14 protein-coding genes are annotated in these 16252 nt (G+C 73.0%); 5 read left to right on the top strand and 9 right to left on the bottom strand.

All coding sequences use genetic code 11. The features are described from left to right. Position 1: 1 nt before the first annotated feature. Genes JOD66_RS17335 through JOD66_RS17315 form a run of 5 tightly spaced genes read right to left on the bottom strand, consistent with a single transcriptional unit; the run spans position 2 to position 4155 of the window. Positions 2-199, bottom strand: a complete 198-nt coding sequence (locus JOD66_RS17335; RefSeq protein WP_204838085.1) for a ferredoxin — start codon at positions 197-199, stop codon at positions 2-4. Beyond that, complete coding sequence (locus JOD66_RS17330) at positions 196-1569, bottom strand: cytochrome P450 (protein WP_307823588.1); 1374 nt, start codon at positions 1567-1569, stop codon at positions 196-198. The genes JOD66_RS17335 and JOD66_RS17330 overlap by 4 nt, the downstream gene beginning before the upstream one ends. Beyond that, the gene (locus tag JOD66_RS17325) at positions 1566-2357 is read right to left on the bottom strand and encodes an SDR family oxidoreductase (protein ID WP_204838084.1); all 792 of its coding nucleotides are present in this window, start codon (positions 2355-2357) and stop codon (positions 1566-1568) included. Before JOD66_RS17325 ends, JOD66_RS17330 begins: the two co-directional genes overlap by 4 nt. Further along, positions 2357-3580: a cytochrome P450 gene (locus JOD66_RS17320; RefSeq protein ID WP_204838083.1), complete on the bottom strand. Its 1224-nt coding sequence runs from the start codon at positions 3578-3580 to the stop codon at positions 2357-2359. Before JOD66_RS17320 ends, JOD66_RS17325 begins: the two co-directional genes overlap by 1 nt. Beyond that, entirely contained in the window at positions 3577-4155 is a 579-nt protein-coding gene (locus JOD66_RS17315) for a TetR/AcrR family transcriptional regulator (RefSeq protein ID WP_204838082.1), read from the bottom strand. The genes JOD66_RS17320 and JOD66_RS17315 overlap by 4 nt, the downstream gene beginning before the upstream one ends. A 68-nt stretch (positions 4156-4223) precedes the next feature. Here JOD66_RS17315 and JOD66_RS17310 point away from each other — a divergent pair, with 68 nt between their 5' ends. Next, a complete protein-coding gene (locus JOD66_RS17310) occupies positions 4224-5072 on the top strand; it encodes an LLM class F420-dependent oxidoreductase (RefSeq protein WP_204838081.1) in 849 nt (282 codons plus the stop codon). Continuing rightward, on the top strand, positions 5069-6379 hold the full coding sequence (locus tag JOD66_RS17305) for a hypothetical protein (RefSeq protein WP_307823587.1): 1311 nt from the start codon (positions 5069-5071) through the stop codon (positions 6377-6379). The genes JOD66_RS17310 and JOD66_RS17305 overlap by 4 nt, the downstream gene beginning before the upstream one ends. On the opposite strand, the gene JOD66_RS17300 is transcribed toward JOD66_RS17305, so the two are convergent. Next, positions 6366-6959 carry a dienelactone hydrolase family protein gene (locus JOD66_RS17300; protein WP_204838080.1) on the bottom strand — a complete coding sequence of 198 codons (594 nt, stop codon included), beginning with the start codon at positions 6957-6959 and terminating at the stop codon, positions 6366-6368. The two genes, JOD66_RS17305 and JOD66_RS17300, sit on opposite strands and share 14 nt — an antisense overlap. 131 nt (positions 6960-7090) lie before the next feature. Between JOD66_RS17300 and JOD66_RS17295 the strand changes: the two genes are divergently transcribed. Further along, positions 7091-8806 carry a sigma-70 family RNA polymerase sigma factor gene (locus JOD66_RS17295; RefSeq protein WP_204838079.1) on the top strand — a complete coding sequence of 572 codons (1716 nt, stop codon included), beginning with the start codon at positions 7091-7093 and terminating at the stop codon, positions 8804-8806. 12 nt (positions 8807-8818) lie between these two features. Here JOD66_RS17295 and JOD66_RS17290 read toward each other — a convergent pair whose 3' ends face one another. Both JOD66_RS17290 and JOD66_RS17285 read right to left on the bottom strand, forming a co-directional pair. Continuing rightward, positions 8819-10591 carry a Tad domain-containing protein gene (locus tag JOD66_RS17290; RefSeq protein ID WP_204838078.1) on the bottom strand — a complete coding sequence of 591 codons (1773 nt, stop codon included), beginning with the start codon at positions 10589-10591 and terminating at the stop codon, positions 8819-8821. A 130-nt stretch (positions 10592-10721) separates the two neighbouring features. Next, positions 10722-11894 (bottom strand): saccharopine dehydrogenase family protein, encoded by a 1173-nt coding sequence (locus JOD66_RS17285; RefSeq protein WP_204838077.1) that lies wholly within the window; start codon positions 11892-11894, stop codon positions 10722-10724. Positions 11895-11962: 68 nt separating this feature from the next. Between JOD66_RS17285 and JOD66_RS17280 the strand changes: the two genes are divergently transcribed. Then, positions 11963-12481 (top strand): SigE family RNA polymerase sigma factor, encoded by a 519-nt coding sequence (locus tag JOD66_RS17280; protein ID WP_204838076.1) that lies wholly within the window; start codon positions 11963-11965, stop codon positions 12479-12481. After that, positions 12478-14433, top strand: coding sequence for a beta-propeller domain-containing protein (locus tag JOD66_RS17275; RefSeq protein ID WP_204838075.1), 1956 nt, complete (start codon positions 12478-12480; stop codon positions 14431-14433). The genes JOD66_RS17280 and JOD66_RS17275 overlap by 4 nt, the downstream gene beginning before the upstream one ends. Before the next feature lie 183 nt (positions 14434-14616). On the opposite strand, the gene JOD66_RS17270 is transcribed toward JOD66_RS17275, so the two are convergent. Further along, on the bottom strand, positions 14617-15846 hold the full coding sequence (locus JOD66_RS17270; protein WP_204838074.1) for an IS256 family transposase: 1230 nt from the start codon (positions 15844-15846) through the stop codon (positions 14617-14619). Positions 15847-16252 lie beyond the last annotated feature (406 nt).

The following is a 16252-nucleotide window of genomic DNA, read 5'->3' as shown; positions in this document are numbered from 1 at the left end:
GTCAGTCCTCTTCGATCGACAGCGCGAAGGCGGGGCAGTACTTCACGGCCGTGGTGACGTCGGTACGACGGTCCTCGGCCGGGTGCTCGTCGAGCACGGTCACCACGTCGGCGTCCGCGTCGAAGCCGAACACGTCGGGGGCCTCGCCCTGGCAGAGCTGGTGCCCCTGGCACAGGCCGGTGTCGGCGACGACCCTCATCGCGTCTCCCTCACCCGACGCCGGTACCGGACGCGCGCGGGCTGGGCGAGCTGGATGACCATCTTCGTGAAGTCGTCGCGATAGGAGTCCAGGTCCTGCACCGGCTCGAAGGTGAAGTCGCGCAGGATCACCGAGAAGATCGCCTTCATCTGCATCATCGCGAAGGCGTTCCCGACGCAGCGGTGCTTGCCCGCACCGAACGGGATCCAGGTCCAGCGGTGCTGCAGGTCCTCCTGGCGCGGGTCGACGTACCGTCCCGGGTCGAAGGAGTCGGCCTTCGGGAAGTCCTCCTCGATCCGGTTCGACACCCGCGGCGAGGCGGCGAGCACGGTGCCGGCGGGGATGGTGTGCCCGAGCAGCTCGAAGTCCGCCTGCACCAGCCGCATCAGGATGACCAGCGGCGGATGCAGCCGCAGCGTCTCCTTCAGCGCGGCCTCCAGCACCGGGATCGAGCGCAGCGCCTGGAAGGAGACCTCGCTGCCGTCGGCGTAGAGCACGTCCAGCTCGGCGACCACGTCGGCCATCACGTGTGGGTTGCGGAGCAGCTCGATCATCGCCCAGGAGGCGGTGCCGGAGGAGGTGTGGTGCCCGGCGAACATCATCGAGATGAAGATGCCGGTGATGTAGTCGGCGTCCATGCCGACCGCGATCAGCACGTCGAGCAGGTCCCGCTCCTCCTTGGGCACCTCGCCCCGCGCCAGCCGCGCGTCGAGGATCGCCTGCACCTTGGCGACCAGCTCCTCGCGGGCCCGGTCACGGACCCGGAAGCTCTCGATGTCGGCGTACGGGTCGACGTACGCGATGGCGTCGGTGCCGTGCTCGAGCCGGTGGTAGACCTCGGCGAAGGATCCGTCGAGCTGGTCGCGGAAGGGCTTGCCGATCAGGCACGACGAGGTGGTGTAGATGGTCAGCTCGGCGAAGAAGTCGAGCAGGTCGATCTCACCCTCGTCGCCCCAGTCGGCGACCATCCGGCGGATCTCGGCCTCGATGGTCCGCGCGTGCCCGCGCATCATGTCGCCGCGCAGCGCCTGGTTCTTCAGCATCTGCTGGCGCTCCTCGGGTGAGGCGTCGAAGACCACGCCCTTGCCGAAGATCGGCGTCATGAAGGGGTACGCCGCCGCCTGGTCGAGCACGTCGTCGGGCGCCCGGAAGAACGCCTCGTTGGCCTCCGCGCCCGTGACCAGCACGACCTGCTTGTCGGCGAGCCGGAACCGGCCGACGTCGCCGCACTCCTTGCGCACCCGGTGGAAGAGCGCGATCGGGTCGACCCGCATCTCGGGCAGGTGACCGGTGCCCTTGATGATCGCGGGTACGTCGGCACCCTGGTCGTCGAGCACCGTCGAGACCTCGGGGATGTCGGCGAGCGTCACGACTCCTCCTTCGCGATGGGGGCTTCGGGGTTCACGTCGACGGGGCTGATGTGCACGCCGCGGGGCGCGCTGACGACCGTCGTGATGGCCGCGGCGATCGCGGTGGCCTTGAGGAAGTGGGAGTGGCGCGCGTGCCCCCACTTGACCCACTCGGTGAGGACCCTGGCGCCCGCGTCGGCGTCCCAGTCCGAGCCCATCTCCGACCAGGTCGGCCCGGGTCGCACGACCGAGGCCCGGACGCCGGAGCCCTCGAGCTCCATCTGCAGCGCCTCGACCAGGCCCTCCAGGCCGGACTTCGTGGCGCTGTAGCCCCGCATGAACGGGCGAGCCCGCAGCGCGGTGTCGGAGGAGACGAAGACCAGGTCGCCGCGCTGCCGCTCGACCATCCCCGTACCGAAGGCGCGGACCAGTCGATGCGCTCCCAGCACGTTGACGTCGAACTCGGCCGCGAGCTCCTCGGTCGTCGCGTCCACGATCGCCCCGGGCGCCAGCAGCCCGGCATTGCTGACGACGACCTCGATGTCGCCGAGGGCCGCGGCCGCAGCGGTCGCGAACTCCTCGACCGACGCCGTCGAGGCCACGTCGAGCGGGTGCACGAACACCTCTCCCCCGGCGTCGCGGATCTCGGCGGCCAGCTCCTCGAGCCGGTCCACGCGACGGGCCCCGAGGGCGACCGGGAAGCCGGCGGCGGCCAGCGCGCGGACGGTCTCGGCGCCGATCCCGGAGGAGGCGCCGGCGACCACGGCCGGCCGGCGGTCGGGGTGGACGGGCTTGCGCGAGGCGGCCATCAGGAGCTCCGTTCGGTGAACGTGACGGGCAGCGACGCGAAGCCCCGCACGCTGGTGGAGTGCACCCGCACCGCGCGCTCGGCGTGCACCTCGAAGCCCGCGACCCGCCGCACCAGCTCCTCGAGCACCACCCGCGCCTCGAGCCGGGCCAGGTTGGCGCCGAGGCAGAAGTGCCGGCCGGTGCCGAAGCTGAGGATCTGCGACAGCTCGGCCTTGTCGCGGTCGATGTCGAAGACGGTGGGCTCGGTGAACACCCGCTCGTCGCGGTTGGCGCTGCCGAGCAGCACGAGCGCCTTCGACCCGCCCGGGATCAGCACCCCGCCGACCTCGACGTCCTCCACGACGTACCTGGCCAGCATCTGGCTGGACGTGTCGTGACGCAGGGTCTCCTCGATCCACGCCGGCACCAGGGCGCTGTCGGCGAGGACCCGCGCCTGCTGCGCCGGGTTCGCGGCGAGGTGGAGGAGCGCGTTGCCGAGCAGCTTGGTGGTGGTCTCGTTGCCGGCGACCACCATGAGGAACAGGAAGGCCATGATCTCGCCGTCGGTGAGCCGGTCGCCGTCGACCTCGGCGGCCACCAGCGCCGAGGTGAGGTCGTCGGTGGGCGCCTTGCGGCGCTGCGCCACCATCTCCCCGTAGTAGCCGAAGAGCGCGAAGGACGCCTCCACACCGGCCTCGGGCACGTCGCGCACCCCGTCCTCGCGGTGCACCACCAGGTCCGCGAGTCGTCGTACCTCGTCGCGGTCGGCCACCGGCACGCCCATCATCTCGGAGATGACGTCCATCGGGAGCTTGCCCGCGAAGTCGGCGATCCAGTCGGCCTCGCCGTGCGCCGCATTGGCCGCGAAGGTGCGCGCCAGGTAGCGCTCGGTCAGCGCCTGCACCTCCGGCGTCAGCTCTCGCACCCGGCGCGGGGTGAACGCGGCGGAGACCAGCCGGCGGATGCGCGACTGCTCCGCGCCGTCGAGGCCGAGGAAGCTCATCACCCGGTGTGCCTCGGGGTTCCACGCCGACGCGTCGAGCGAGACGCCCATCCGGTTGGAGAACACCACGTCGTCGCGCAGCACCTCGAAGACGTGCTGATGGCGCGAGATCACCCACAGGTCGTCGGTGGCCGCGTGGAAGACGGGCGCCTCGTCGCGCAGCCGTTGGTAGGTCGGGTACGGGTCCTCGTGGAAGGCGTAGTCGTAGGGGTCGAAGACGAGCCCGGCGGCGGTGGTCATCGGTTCCCTCGCATGATCACGTCCACGGCCGCGACCAGCCGCTCGGCGATCTGGTCGTAGGTCAGCAGCCCCATCCCGGCCTGCAGCAGCGCGCCGGAGAAGGTCAGCACCAGCACCTCGAGCACGGCCGGGTCGGCCTGCTCCCCCAGCGCCGCCTCGAAGCGGGCCAGGAACGCGCCGCCGATCTTGAGCCGCAGTCGCGCGACGTCGGGATCGGAGCCGAGCAGGGCGGGGGTGACCGCCGCCGCCAGCTCGGGCTCCTCGACGATCCGCGCGGTGAGGGCGCGCATGGTGGCCTGGAGCCGCTCGGTCGGCGTACCCGTGGCGGCCTGGGCGATCTCGGCCGAGGTGAGGTGGCGCCAGAAGAGCTCGGCGAAGAGGTGGTTCTTGGAGGCGAGATAGGTGTACGCCGTCGCCGGCGAGACCCCCGCCCGCTGCGCGACCGTGCGCACCGTCAGCGCCTCGTGACCGACCGCCCGCAGCTCCTCGAGACCGGCGGCCAGCAGCCGCTCCACCGTCTCGGCCTGGCGCGGGTTCAACCCCTGGCGCGGCGCCTCGAACACCTGACTGGACACGTGTCCAAGATAGGAGACGTTCCCGGCAGGCGCAAGACATTTCTTAGAACTCGTTCTAGTTTGTGGCCATGCGCAACGGGATCGTCCTCTTCACCTCCGACCGCGGCATCACGCCGGCCCGACTGGCCCAGGCGGCCGAGGAGCGGGGCTTCGACACCATCTACGTGCCGGAGCACACCCACATCCCGGTCCGCCGGGACGCCCTGCACCCCACGGGCGGCGAGGACCTGCCCGACGACCGCTACCTGCGCACCCTCGACCCGTGGGTCTCGCTCGCCACCTGCGCGGCCGTCACCAGCCGGATCGACCTGTCCACCGCCGTCGCGCTCCCGGTCGAGTCCGACCCGATCACGCTCGCCAAGACCCTCGCCACCCTCGACCACCTCTCCGGTGGCCGCGTCACGATCGGCGCCGGCTTCGGCTGGAACACCGACGAGCTCACCGACCACCACGTCCCGGCCGCCAAGCGCCGCACCGTGCTCGCGGAGTACCTCGGCGCGATGCGGGCGCTGTGGACCGAGGAGGAGGCGTCCTACGACGGCGAGTTCGTCTCGTTCGGGCCGAGCTGGGCCTACCCCAAGCCCCCGCAGGGCCGGATCCCCGTCATCATCGGCGCCGGCGCCGGCCCGAAGACGATGAAGTGGATCGCCGCCCACGCCGACGGCTGGATGACGACGCCCACCACGACCGGCGTCGCGGCCGGCGCGGAGCTGCTGCGCAAGGAGTGGGCCGAGGCCGGGCGCGAGGGCCAGCCCGACGTCCGGGTGCTGGTCGCGAAGCGCCCGACCGAGGAGGACTTCGCCGACTGGGGCGCGTCCGGCGCATCCGAGCTGATCTGGGGCGTACCCGACTCCGACGAGACGGCCGTCCTCGGCTATCTCGACAAGCTCGCGGGCCGGCTGGGGCTCGGGTCGTGAGCGACGCATCTGACGAATGGGCTGCGAGTTCGGCCGCAACAGAGCCCGTTCGTCAGATACGCGACGAGAACCCGAGCCGGTACGCCGACCTCACCCGCGACCAGCTCGCGACGCTCGTCCCCGAGCTGCTGCTGATCGGGCAGCTGATCGACCGGTCCGGGATGGCGTGGTGCATCGCGGCGTTCGGGCGCGAGGAGATGCTGCAGATCGCGATCGAGGAGTGGGCGGCCGCGTCGCCGATCTACACACGTCGGATGCAGCGCGCGCTCGGCTACGCCCCCGACGTACCGGGCCAGGGTGACGTGGTCACCGTCTTCAAGGGCCTGCAGCTCGACATCGGCGCACCCCCGCAGTTCATGGACTTCCGCTACACCGTGCACGACCCGTGGCACGGCGAGTTCCGCCTCGACCACTGCGGCGCGCTGATGGACGTCGAGCCGATGGGCGAGGACTACGTGCGCGGGATGTGTCACGACATCGAGGACCCGACCTTCGACGCCACGGCCATCGCGACCAATCCCCACGCCCAGGTCCGGCCGATCCACCGACCCCCGCGCACGCCGGCCGACCGGCACCCCCACTGCGCCTGGACCGTCACCATCGACCCGGCGCACCCCGAGCCCGAGCCGGTCCCCGCCCTCGCCGTCAACGAGCTGTCCCGGGCCGCCCGGCTCGAGCTGGCCCCGATCGACCCCGCCGACGAGGGCCTCGCCGACTACCGGGGGCCGCTGCTCTCGGACGTCGACTTCGGCGCGTTCTCCCACTCCGCCCTGGTCCGCATCGCCGACGAGGTGTGTTTGCAGATGCACCTGCTCGACCGCGCGTTCGCGCTCGCCGTCGCCGAGCGGGTCGAGACCGGCGACGAGCTGGTCCGGCTGCGCCGCAAGCAGCTGGTCGGCATCGCCGGCCTCGGCGCCGAGCGGCTCGCCCGCGCCCTCGACCTGCCCCACGACACCGCCGGGGCGCTGCGCACCCTCTGGCTGCACCCGTTGCTGAACCCGGCCGCCTACGTCCCGGCCTCCGGCGGCGCCGGCTCGATCACCGTGGCCCCGGGGCCCGCCGACGAGGACGGGGCGTGGATCTCGCTGTGCGGCCCGCACTGGCCCGACGCGCTGCGCGCGATCGCGGGAGCGGTGTCCCCTCACCTGGACGCCCGGGTCACCGAGGCCCCCGGAGCCGGCTGGCGGGTCGAGGTCGTCGCGGGCGAGGTCCGCCCCGAGGCCGAGGAGGTCGCGGTGACCCGGTTCAGCACCGGAGCGTCGTTCGCCTTCGAGCCACGACGGTCGATCCCGATCACTCCGGTCTGATCGGCATCACCTCCAGTCCGTCGAGGAACGCCACCGACCGCTCCAGGACGACGGCGGCCGCCGCGGCGTCGTAGGTCGGCAGCGAGCTGTCGGTGAACAGGTGCCCCGCGGCGGGGTAGAGGAACAGCTCGGCCCCGGCCACCTCGACCAGCTCGCGCGCGGCGGGCAGGTCCTCGGCGAAGAACTCGTCGCCCTCGGCGCCGTGGACCTGCGCCGGCACGCCCGCCGGCCACGGACCGAACGCCCACTCGCCGGTGACCGGGATGCAGGACTCATAGAGCAACGCGCCGCGGGCGCCGGCGCGGGTCTGGGCGAGGCGTTGGGCGGCCGCCTCGCCGACGGAGAAGCCGGCGTAGACCAGGTCGGCGGGCAGCGCGGCCACCGCGCGGTCGGCGCGCGCGTCGAGCTCGTCGCCGAGCTCGCGGATCAGGGCCAGGCCGGCGTCGAGGCTGTCGGGGAGGACGCCCTCGAACAGGTCGGGCGTGTGGACGACGTGGCCCGCGGAGCGGAGCGCGTCGGCGAAGGCGCGGACTCCGTCGGTGAGCCCGCGGGCGTGGTGGAACAGGACGACCTCGGCCATCAGCTTCCTCCTGCGGTGGTGAGGGGACGCTGAGCACGCTAGCCACGACCTCCGACACAAAGTCACCCCGGAGAATCTGCAAGGTTCGGCAATCCCGGGCGCTCACATCTCCGTGTCCCTACGATCTGGCCATGACTGTCTCGGGCCCGCCCGCGGACGACGCGACCCTCGTGGCCGGCGTCCTCGCGGGCGACCGGCACGCCTTCGCCGGTGTCTACGAGCGGTACGCCGACCGGCTGCACGACTTCGCCTACTCCCTGCTGCGCAACCGCGAGGAGGCGGCCGACTGCGTGGCGGACTCCTTCGTCGTCCTGGCGGAGAAGGTCGGCCAGCTCCGGGACCGGTCGCGGCTGCGGCCGTGGCTGTACTCCGTGGTCCGCAACGAGTGCCTGCGCACCCTGCGCGGCCGGGCCCGAGAGGCGCACGACGACGAGTGGCTGGCCGCCATGCCTGACCTCGGCGGTGGGCCCGAGCAGCAGGTCACCGACGCGGCGGTCCAGGACGAGCTGCGCGAGCTGGTCTGGGCGGCGGTCGAGGGGCTCAACGACCGCGACCGGGCGCTGCTCGACCTGCACCTGCGCCAGGGGCTGGAGGGCGCGGAGCTCGCGGCGGCGATGGACGTCACCCCGCAGAGCTCGTACGTCATGCTCAGCCGGGCCCGCGACCAGGTCGAGCGCGCGCTCGGCGCGCTGCTCGTGGCGCGACGCGGCAGCGAGCTCTGCGCGGACCTGAGCGGCATCCTCGACGGCTGGGACGGCCGGTTCTCACCACTGATCCGCAAGCGGGTCTCCCGCCACATCGACGGCTGCGAGGCCTGCGAGACCCGGCGCCGGCTCATGGTCAGCCCACTCGCGCTGCTCGCCGGCGTTCCCGCGTTCGCGGCCCCCGCCGCGCTGCGCGACCGGGTGCTCGAGGACGAGCGACTGGTCGCCCACTACATCGACGACCCGGTGCTCCCGCCCCCGGGCGACGCGGGCCACCAGAGCACGCCACGGCGCCCGCTGCTCGTCGTGGGCCTGGTCCTGCTGCTGCTCGCGCTCGGCGGCGCCGCCGCCCTCACCTGGTGGCCGGAGGACACCGCACCCGCGGTCGCCACCGACCCGGCGACCACCGCCACCGCGCCGTCGCCCACCACCGTCGCGACGAGTGCCCCCACCCCGAGCGAGCCCGCGCCCACGACGGCGGCCGAGCCCTCCCCACCCACCACCCCGACCGCCCCGACCGCCCCGACCGCCGCTACCGAGCCCACCTCGACCGGCGCCACCGTGGCCGCGCCGGGCGAGCTGCAGGTGTCGACCCGCACTCTCCGGCTGGGCGCTCGGTCCGGCGGCTCGGTGCGGCTGAGCAACACCGGCGGCACCGCCCTCTCGTACGCCGTGCGGTCGCGGGTGGCGTGGCTCTCGGTGTCGCGTACGTCGGGCTCGCTGGAGCCGGGCGCCGACTCCGGACTCACCGTCACCGTCGACCGCTCCACCCTCGCCGAGGGCAGCAGCACCGGCGCCGTCGCCGTGTCCTGGTCGGGCGGGACGGTGCTGGTGTCGGTCCAGGCCGCCGTCGACCGGCCGCCGGTGATCGGCGCCCTGCAGATCGGCGGCCCGACCGACTGCACCGGCCGCACCGTCACCGCCACCGCCTCCGACACCACGCTCCGGTCGGTCCGGGTCGCCTGGAGCGGCCCGAGCGGCAACGGGCAGCAGGCGATGTCGGCCTCCGGCGGCGGCTGGACCGCGAGCATCGGCCCGTTCCCGATCGGCGGCAGCGTCACGGCCACGGTCACCGCCGTCGACCGCGCCGGGCACACCAGCACCCGCTCGACCAGCTTCGACGTGGATCCCTGTCCCGGCTGACCGGAGCCGTGCTCACTCGGCCAGGCGTGGCGTGCCACAGTCGACCTTCGGCACCGCGGTGACCGTGCCGCCGGCGACGTCCGCGCCGAGCGCGGTGAGCAGCGGGCCGAGCAGCCACTTGTCGAGACTGTTCTTGAGCGGGTTCACGATGCCCTGGAGGACCAGGTCGACCACCCACTGCAGCAGGCTCGGGATGCCGAGGAAGGTCAGCAGGTCGGACAGCGGTCCGAGGCCGCCGAGCAGCTTGAGGCTGTTGACCGACACGAACAGGTCGGGGACGCCGAGCCCGCCCTGCCGGATCGGCACGCTGACGTCGTAGTCGTCGTCGACGATGTCGAGCTGCTCGGCGCGCACCGGCCGGTTCGGGTTGCCGCCGCTGGCGAGCGCGACGGTGCCGCTGACCACCTCGACGCCGTTCCAGCCGGGGATGCCGAGGCCGAGCAGCGAGACGCTCAGCTTGGGCGAGGCGGGGTCGTCGGCGCGCTGCCCGAGTCGGACGTCGACCCCGAGCAGGCCGCTGTCGACGAGCATCTTGATCCGCCGGCCGGCCGGCAGGCACTCCACGGCGGTGACCGTGGCGCTGGCGTCGGCCACGGTGAGCCGGATCGTGAGCGGGGCCCGGACCGCGATCACGCCGAGGTCGAGGGCCAGGGCGTCACCGGCGAGGGTGATCTCGACCTGCGAGCTGGTCGCCGTCGGGCAGGCCACGACCGGCTTCTGGCCGACCTTCACGCTCGCCTTCAGGTCGACCAGGCTGGTGCCGCCGGGCCCGATCGGCAGCGGCAGGCGTACGGCGAGCGGCAGCCGGACCACGTTGGTGCCGTTGGCGATCGCCAGCGACCCGGCGACCAGGTCGAGCAGGTCGAGGTCGAGGTCGGCCGCGGCGTCGTCCGCGGTCGCCAGCCGGACCAGGTCGCCGAGCTCGATCCCGACGGCGGGCAGGTTGGCCTGGATGCCGCCGTAGACCTCACGGAGCAGGTCGACCTCGGCCAGCCGGTCGCTCTGCCGCTCCAGCACCTTCACGGCCGCCAGCATCAGCTCCGCGAGCCCCACGCTCACGCCGGCCGCCTGGGTGAAGGACGCGGCCGAGATGTCGGCGCTCACGAGCGGGTCGAGCTCGTCGATCAGGTCGAGCAGGTTGAGACCGACCCCGGCCAGTCCCGCCTGCGGGTCCAGCACCTTCAGCGCGAGATCGGAGCCCAGCAGCCCGCCCAGCAGCGGGTTCAGCAGCCAGGACTGCCCCGTGTCCAGCTGCGCGGCGTAGGACCCGACCCGCAGGCACGCGCTGGTGCGGGTCGCGGCCACGGCGGTGCGCTCGGCCCCGCCCGACTCCACGCCCGTGAACCCGCCGAAGGCGAAGGCGACGTCGGAGCGCGCGGTCACCCGCACCCCGCCGGGGATCTCGCTCGCCGCGGCCGGCCGCCACTCGCCGTCGGACAGCACCACCAGCTCCCACCGCACGTCGGCAGCCGGGACCTCGCCGCCCACCAGATCGCGGTTGCGGTGCAGGCTCGCCGCCTTGGCCGCGTCGATCGTCGCCCGCTCGGACGCGCCGTAGTCCCCCGCCTTCCGGCCGGTCAGCTCCCTGGCCAGGTCGAGGGCGACGACGTCGACGACCGACTGCAGGTCGCGACGCAGCACCCGCTGCATGCCGAGGTCGACCACGAACGCCGCGACCACCATCACCACGGCCAGCACCATCGCGACCAGGATCGCGGTCGCGCCACGCTCGTCGCGGGCGGGACGCAGCGGACGTGACGGGGTACGACGCAGGGCGCGCGCCATCGACGGCTCTCCTCCCACCGGGCCCGCGCGGCCGTCGTACCCCCTGCGCCAACGCACGGACTCACTTCAAGACGCTCCCCGCGTCCGGGGAGAGGGTACCGAAGCGGACGCTTGGTCGGCCAGCGGCCGGTCAGCGCCTCTCGAAGGCGATCCCCGCGCGCTCCAGGCGCCGCAGCAGCGCATCCCCCATGGCGGTGGCGGTGGTGACCTGCCCGGCGACATTGGGGTTCTCGTCGAGCGCGAGGCACAGTGCCGACTCGGCCAGCATCTTGGCGGTCTCGGTGTAGCCCGGATCGCCCCCGGAGACCCGGGTGCGGACCTCGTGCCCGGCGGTCTCGGCGACGAAGTCGACGGTGAACCACGACTTCTCGCGGCGGCTGGGCGAGGGCCCCTCCCCCTGCGGCACCCGCTTCAGCAGCGCGTTGCGCAGCGGCGGGACCTGGGCGGCGAGGGTCAGGCCGGTGACGCCGACCGCTCCCCCGGCGGCGTACCGCAGGGTCTTGGTGCCGGCGAAGTGGGAGTAGCTGAACGCCGGTCCGTACGCCGGCAGGTGGGCACCGCTGCGAGCGACGACGAAGGGGTCGATGGTGGGCAGCGGCAGCAGCCAGTAGCCGAGCTCGTGGTCGCGGCGCGGCCGGCCCGCCACCGCCCGCGAGCGGCGGCCCTCGGGACGCGGCTCCAGCCGGCGCCGGGCGCTCGCCGCCTCCTTCATCTGCCGGGCGCGGGAGAACGCGGTGAGCGCGGAGTGGAAGGTGCCGCCCGAGAAGCCGGCGCCGGCCCGCACCACGCCCCGCATCGTGACCGGCGTGGTGATCTCGCCGCCGACCTCCTCGGCGAGCTGCTGGATCGTGAAGTAGGCACCGAGGTCGTGGGGGATCGAGTCGAAGCCGCACGAGTGCACCAGTCGCGCGCCCGAGCCCTCGGCGGCGGCGTTGTGCTCGACATAGGTGCGGTCGACGAACTCCGGCTCGCCGGTCAGGTCGACGTAGTCGGTGCCGGCGTTCGCGCAGGCCGCGACCAGCGGGCCGCCGAACTCGACGTACGGCCCGACCGTCGTGGCGACCACCTTGGTCGTGGCGGCCACCTCCGCCAGCGCGTCGGCGTCCGCGGCGTCGGCGACGAGGAGCGGGAGGTCGACGCCGAGCCGGTCCCGCACGGCCCGCAACCGGGACTCGCTGCGGCCGGCCAGCGCCCACCGCAGGTCGGCCGGCGCGTGGGCGGCGAGGTAGTCGGCGGTGAGTCCCCCGGTGAAGCCGGTGGCTCCGAACAGGACGACGTCGTAGGGGCGCGCGCTGTCTGCCATGGCCCCCACTCTTCCATCGGTCGCGAACCCGATGGAACCCTTCCGGCCATCGCGTCCGTCATAGGCATGTGGAACCCGACGCCGAGGCGAGCTACGCCGAGTACGTGCGGCACAGCTGGCCGTCCCTCGTACGGGCGGCCGTCTTCCTCGGCGCGCGCCCCCACGAGGCCGAGGACCTGGCCCAGGCCACGCTGGTGCGCTGCTACACCGGCTGGGGCAGGGTGAGCAGCGCCGACAACCGCGACGCCTACGTCTACCGGATGCTGCTCAACTGCCTGCGCGACGTGCGCCGGACCCGCTGGTGGAAGGACCGGCAGTACGACGACCCGCTCGACGGGCCGCGCACCGCCCAGCCCGACGCCGCCGACCGGGTGGCCGTCGCCGACGCCGTGCACCGCGCGCTCGGCGGGCTGAGCAAGCCGAACCGCGAGGTGGTCGTGCTGCGCTACTTCGTCCAGCTCACCGAGCGGCAGACCGCCGAGGTGCTCGGCGTCCCGGCCGGCACGGTCAAGAGCCGGCTGTCCCGCGCGCTCGCCCACCTCGCCGCCGACGACCACCTCCTCGACGTCACCGGAGGCACCCCGTGACCGACCTCGAACGACTCTGGGACGACTACCCCGCCGGTCCCGCGCCGGTGGGCGCGATCCTGGCCGCCTCCGCTCCCCCAACGCGCCAGCGGCGGGTGCTGGTCCGCCCGCTCCTGACCGCGGGCGCCGCGACCGCGCTGACCGGCGCCTTCGTCGCCGGCACCCTGGTCGGCGGCTCCGGCCCGGCCGGTCCCGCCGCCGCACCGGGCGGTCCCGGCGGCCCGGACCGGCTGCCGCGCCATGTCGCCTTCCAGGCCGACCTCGAGCCGGCCCGGTCCTGCGCCGACCTGCGGGCGTCGTACGTCGAGCGCGGCCTGGCGCTCGTCGGCCCCTGGGGCTGGGGCCTGGAGCTCTTCGAGCAGGCCGACACGGCCGCGGCCGGGAAGGACCTCTCCGCGACGCCGGCCGCCCGTGCCCCCCGGACCGAGCGGCGGATCAGCAGCGAGACCGGCACCAACGTGCAGGAGGCCGGGGTCGACGAGCCCGACACGGTCAAGACCGACGGCTCGACCATGGTCGTCGTCCGAGGCGCCCGGCTCGACGTGTACGACGTCACCGGCGCCTCGAGCGTGAAGGTCTCCTCCGTCGACCTCCCGGGTGTCGACGACCCCGAGATCCTGCTGGCCGGCGACACCGTGGTGGCGCTGGGCCGCGACACCGGCTCGCCGCCCGACGCACCCGGCACCCGGGTGCTGACCGTGTCGCTCGCCGACCCGGCCACGCCGGACCTGGTCGCCGACGTGGGCTACGACGCCGCCCAGGCCTCGGCCCGCCAGCACGGCGACACGGTCCGCCTGGTCCTCGCCCGAGGCCTGCCCGACCTCGACTTCGTCGAGCCCACCGGCAAGCGCAGCCGCAAGGAGGCGCTCGCCCACAACCGGCAGGCCGTGCGCGACAGCACCCTCGAGGACTGGCTGCCCACCGTCACCTCCGGCCCCTCCGACGACCGCACGTCCCGTCAGCTGCTCGACTGCGACGACGTCGCCCTGCCCACCGACGAGCTCGCCCTCGGCACCACCAGCGTGGTCGGCTTCGACGCCGCCTCCGCCGACCGGCTCGACGCGATCGGGCTCGCCGGGCTGACCGACATCGCCTACGAGTCGGCCGACCACCTCTACCTGGCCGGCTCGGGCGGGGGGCGGGTGTGCGCCGACTGGTGCGACGACGCCGGCGGGACGTCGTACCTCTTCGACTTCGCGCTCGACGGCACCCGCGCCACCCACGTGGCCTCCGGCGAGGTGGAGGGTGCCCTGCGCGACCGGTGGTCGCTCGACGAGGCCGGGGGCGTGCTCCGGGTCGCGGTCGGGCCGACCAGCGAGACCGGCAACTTCAGCTCGGTGCTCACCCTCCAGCAGCAGGGCCGCGACCTGGTCGAGCGCGGCCGGCTCGACGGGCTCGGGCACGACGAGGAGATCCAGTCGGTGCGCTGGTTCGACGACCTCGCGATCGTCGTCACCTTCCGGCGCCGGGACCCGCTCTACACCGTCGACCTGACGGATCCAGCCGCCCCGCGCCTGCTCGGCGCGCTGAAGATCCCCGGCTTCTCGGCGTACCTCCACCCCCTGGGCCGGGCCCGCCTGATCGGCGTCGGCGAAGGTCCCGGCCCCGGCGGCTGGGGAGCCCAGGTCGGTCTCTTCGACGTCCGCGACACCCGGCGGGTCACCCGGCTCGACGTGCTGCCGTACGGCTCCCGCACCACCGCCCTCGCCGGCGCCGACCCCCGCGCCTTCACCTGGCTCCCCGACCAGCGCACGCTGCTCACCGTCATCGAGAAGTCGAGCAGCCGCCGGGTCGGCTACCTCTCGATCCTCCGCCTCGCCGGCGGCCGGCTGCACGAGCGCCGGATCAAGGTGGAGTACGGCGCCGACGTCGATCGGATCCGGACCGTGCCGCTGCCCGACGGGCGGGTGGTGCTGGTGACGGGTGAGGCGGCGCAGTTCCTGGAGCTGTGAGTCGGGCGGCGGGGGGGGCTGCCTGCAGCGGTGGGGCGGGCGGGGGCTGTTTGCCGCTGTAACACGTTGTCCGCTGGCCTACCCGACCCGAGACGTCGATCCGAGGCGTCTGTACGGGTCCGCTACAGCAGACCCGGGGACAGAGCCCCGCGGGGTGGTGGGCTTTGAGGTGATCCTCGGTGCCTACTCGCCGCTATCGATCGCGGCGATGGGTCCAGTATCGCTGTCGGGGTAGAGCAGCGCCATGGATCCTTCGGACAGGTAGCGCCGATCGCCGGCTTGCCACTCGTCGTGCATGTCGGCCAGGACCGCTCCGACGAGCCTGATCACCGCGGCGGGGTTGGGGAAGATCCCGACCACGCGGGCGCGGCGCTTGATCTCCTTATTGACCCGCTCGAGTGGATTGGTCGACCAGATCTTCTGCCAGTGCGCGCGCGGGAACGTGGCGAAGGCGAGGACTTCCGGCTTGGCCTCGTCCATCAACGGCCCGATCTTGGGGAACGACTTCGCGAGCTGGTCACGGACCTCGTCCCACGCGGTGGCGACCGCGTCAGCATCGGGTTGCGCGAACGCGGTGCGGAACACCGCGGCGACCATGTCGACGTGTGACTTGGGCACGTGGGCCAGCAGGTTGCGTGCGAAGTGCACCCGGCAGCGTTGGTGGCCGGCGCCTTGGAACGACCGCTTGAGTGCCTTGACCAGGCCGGCGTGCTGGTCACTGATGACCAGCCGCACGCCGTGCAGGCCGCGTTGCTTGAGGCTGGTCAGGAACCCGCGCCAGAACGTCTCGTCCTCGCTATCGCCGACATCAAGGCCGAGAACCTCGCGTGAGCCGTCAGCGGCGATCCCGGTGGCGACCACCACCGCCATGGACACCACTTGGGAGGTGGTGTTGCGGACGTTGAGGTAGGTCGCGTCCAGGTAGACGTAGGGGAACTCGATGTGGTCCAGCGGCCGGGTCCGGAACGCGCCGACCTGCTCGTCCAGCCCGGCGCAGATCCGAGATACCTCCGATTTGGAGATCCCCGAATCGGAGCCCATCGCTTCGACCAGGTCGTCGACGCTCCTCGTGCTGACGCCGTGGACGTAGGCCTCCATCACGACCGCGTACAGGGCCTGGTCGATGCGCCGGCGGGGTTCGAGGATCACGGGCAGGAAAGAGCCCTTGCGCAGTTTGGGGATACGCAGCTCGACGTCGCCGGCCTTGGTGGTCAGCATCCGTGGCCGGTGGCCGTTGCGATCAGTGACACGCTCAGGCGTGCGTTCGTAGGGTGCGGCGCCGATGCGTTCGGTTGCCTCGATCTCGATCAGTTCCTGCAGCGCGACGCGGACCGACTCACGGATCAGGTCCACGCCGTCGCCGGTGCGGAACGCCTCGAGGAGCTCGGACAGGGCAGACTGGGGCAAGGCCATCGGTGGTTCTCCTTCAGTGCGTGCTTAGCCGTTACACACCGAAGATCCCGCCGATGGCCGCCTACGTCAGACAGCCCCGCCGTGGTCCCTCAAACCCCACCACTCCCAGGGACTCTTACGACCCGGGCCCGCAACAGCGGCGGACACCGTGTTACAGCGCCCAACCTGACTCCGGGCCGCTGTAACACGTTGTCCGCTGGCCTACCCGACCCGAGACGTCGACCCGAGGCGTCTGTACGGGTCCGCTACAGCAGATCCGGGCCCGCAACAGCGGCGAACACCGTGTTACAGCGCCCAACCTGACACCGGGCCGCTGTAACACGTTGTCCACTGGCCTACCCGACCCGAGACGTCGACCCGCGGCGTCTGTACGGGTCCGCTACAGCAGACCCGGGCCCGCAACAGC

The sequence above is a fragment of the Nocardioides nitrophenolicus genome (assembly GCF_016907515.1).
Lineage (GTDB): Bacteria > Actinomycetota > Actinomycetes > Propionibacteriales > Nocardioidaceae > Nocardioides > Nocardioides nitrophenolicus.
Note: the sequence above shows the minus strand (reverse complement) of the source record. Positions and strands in the feature narration are given on the sequence as shown.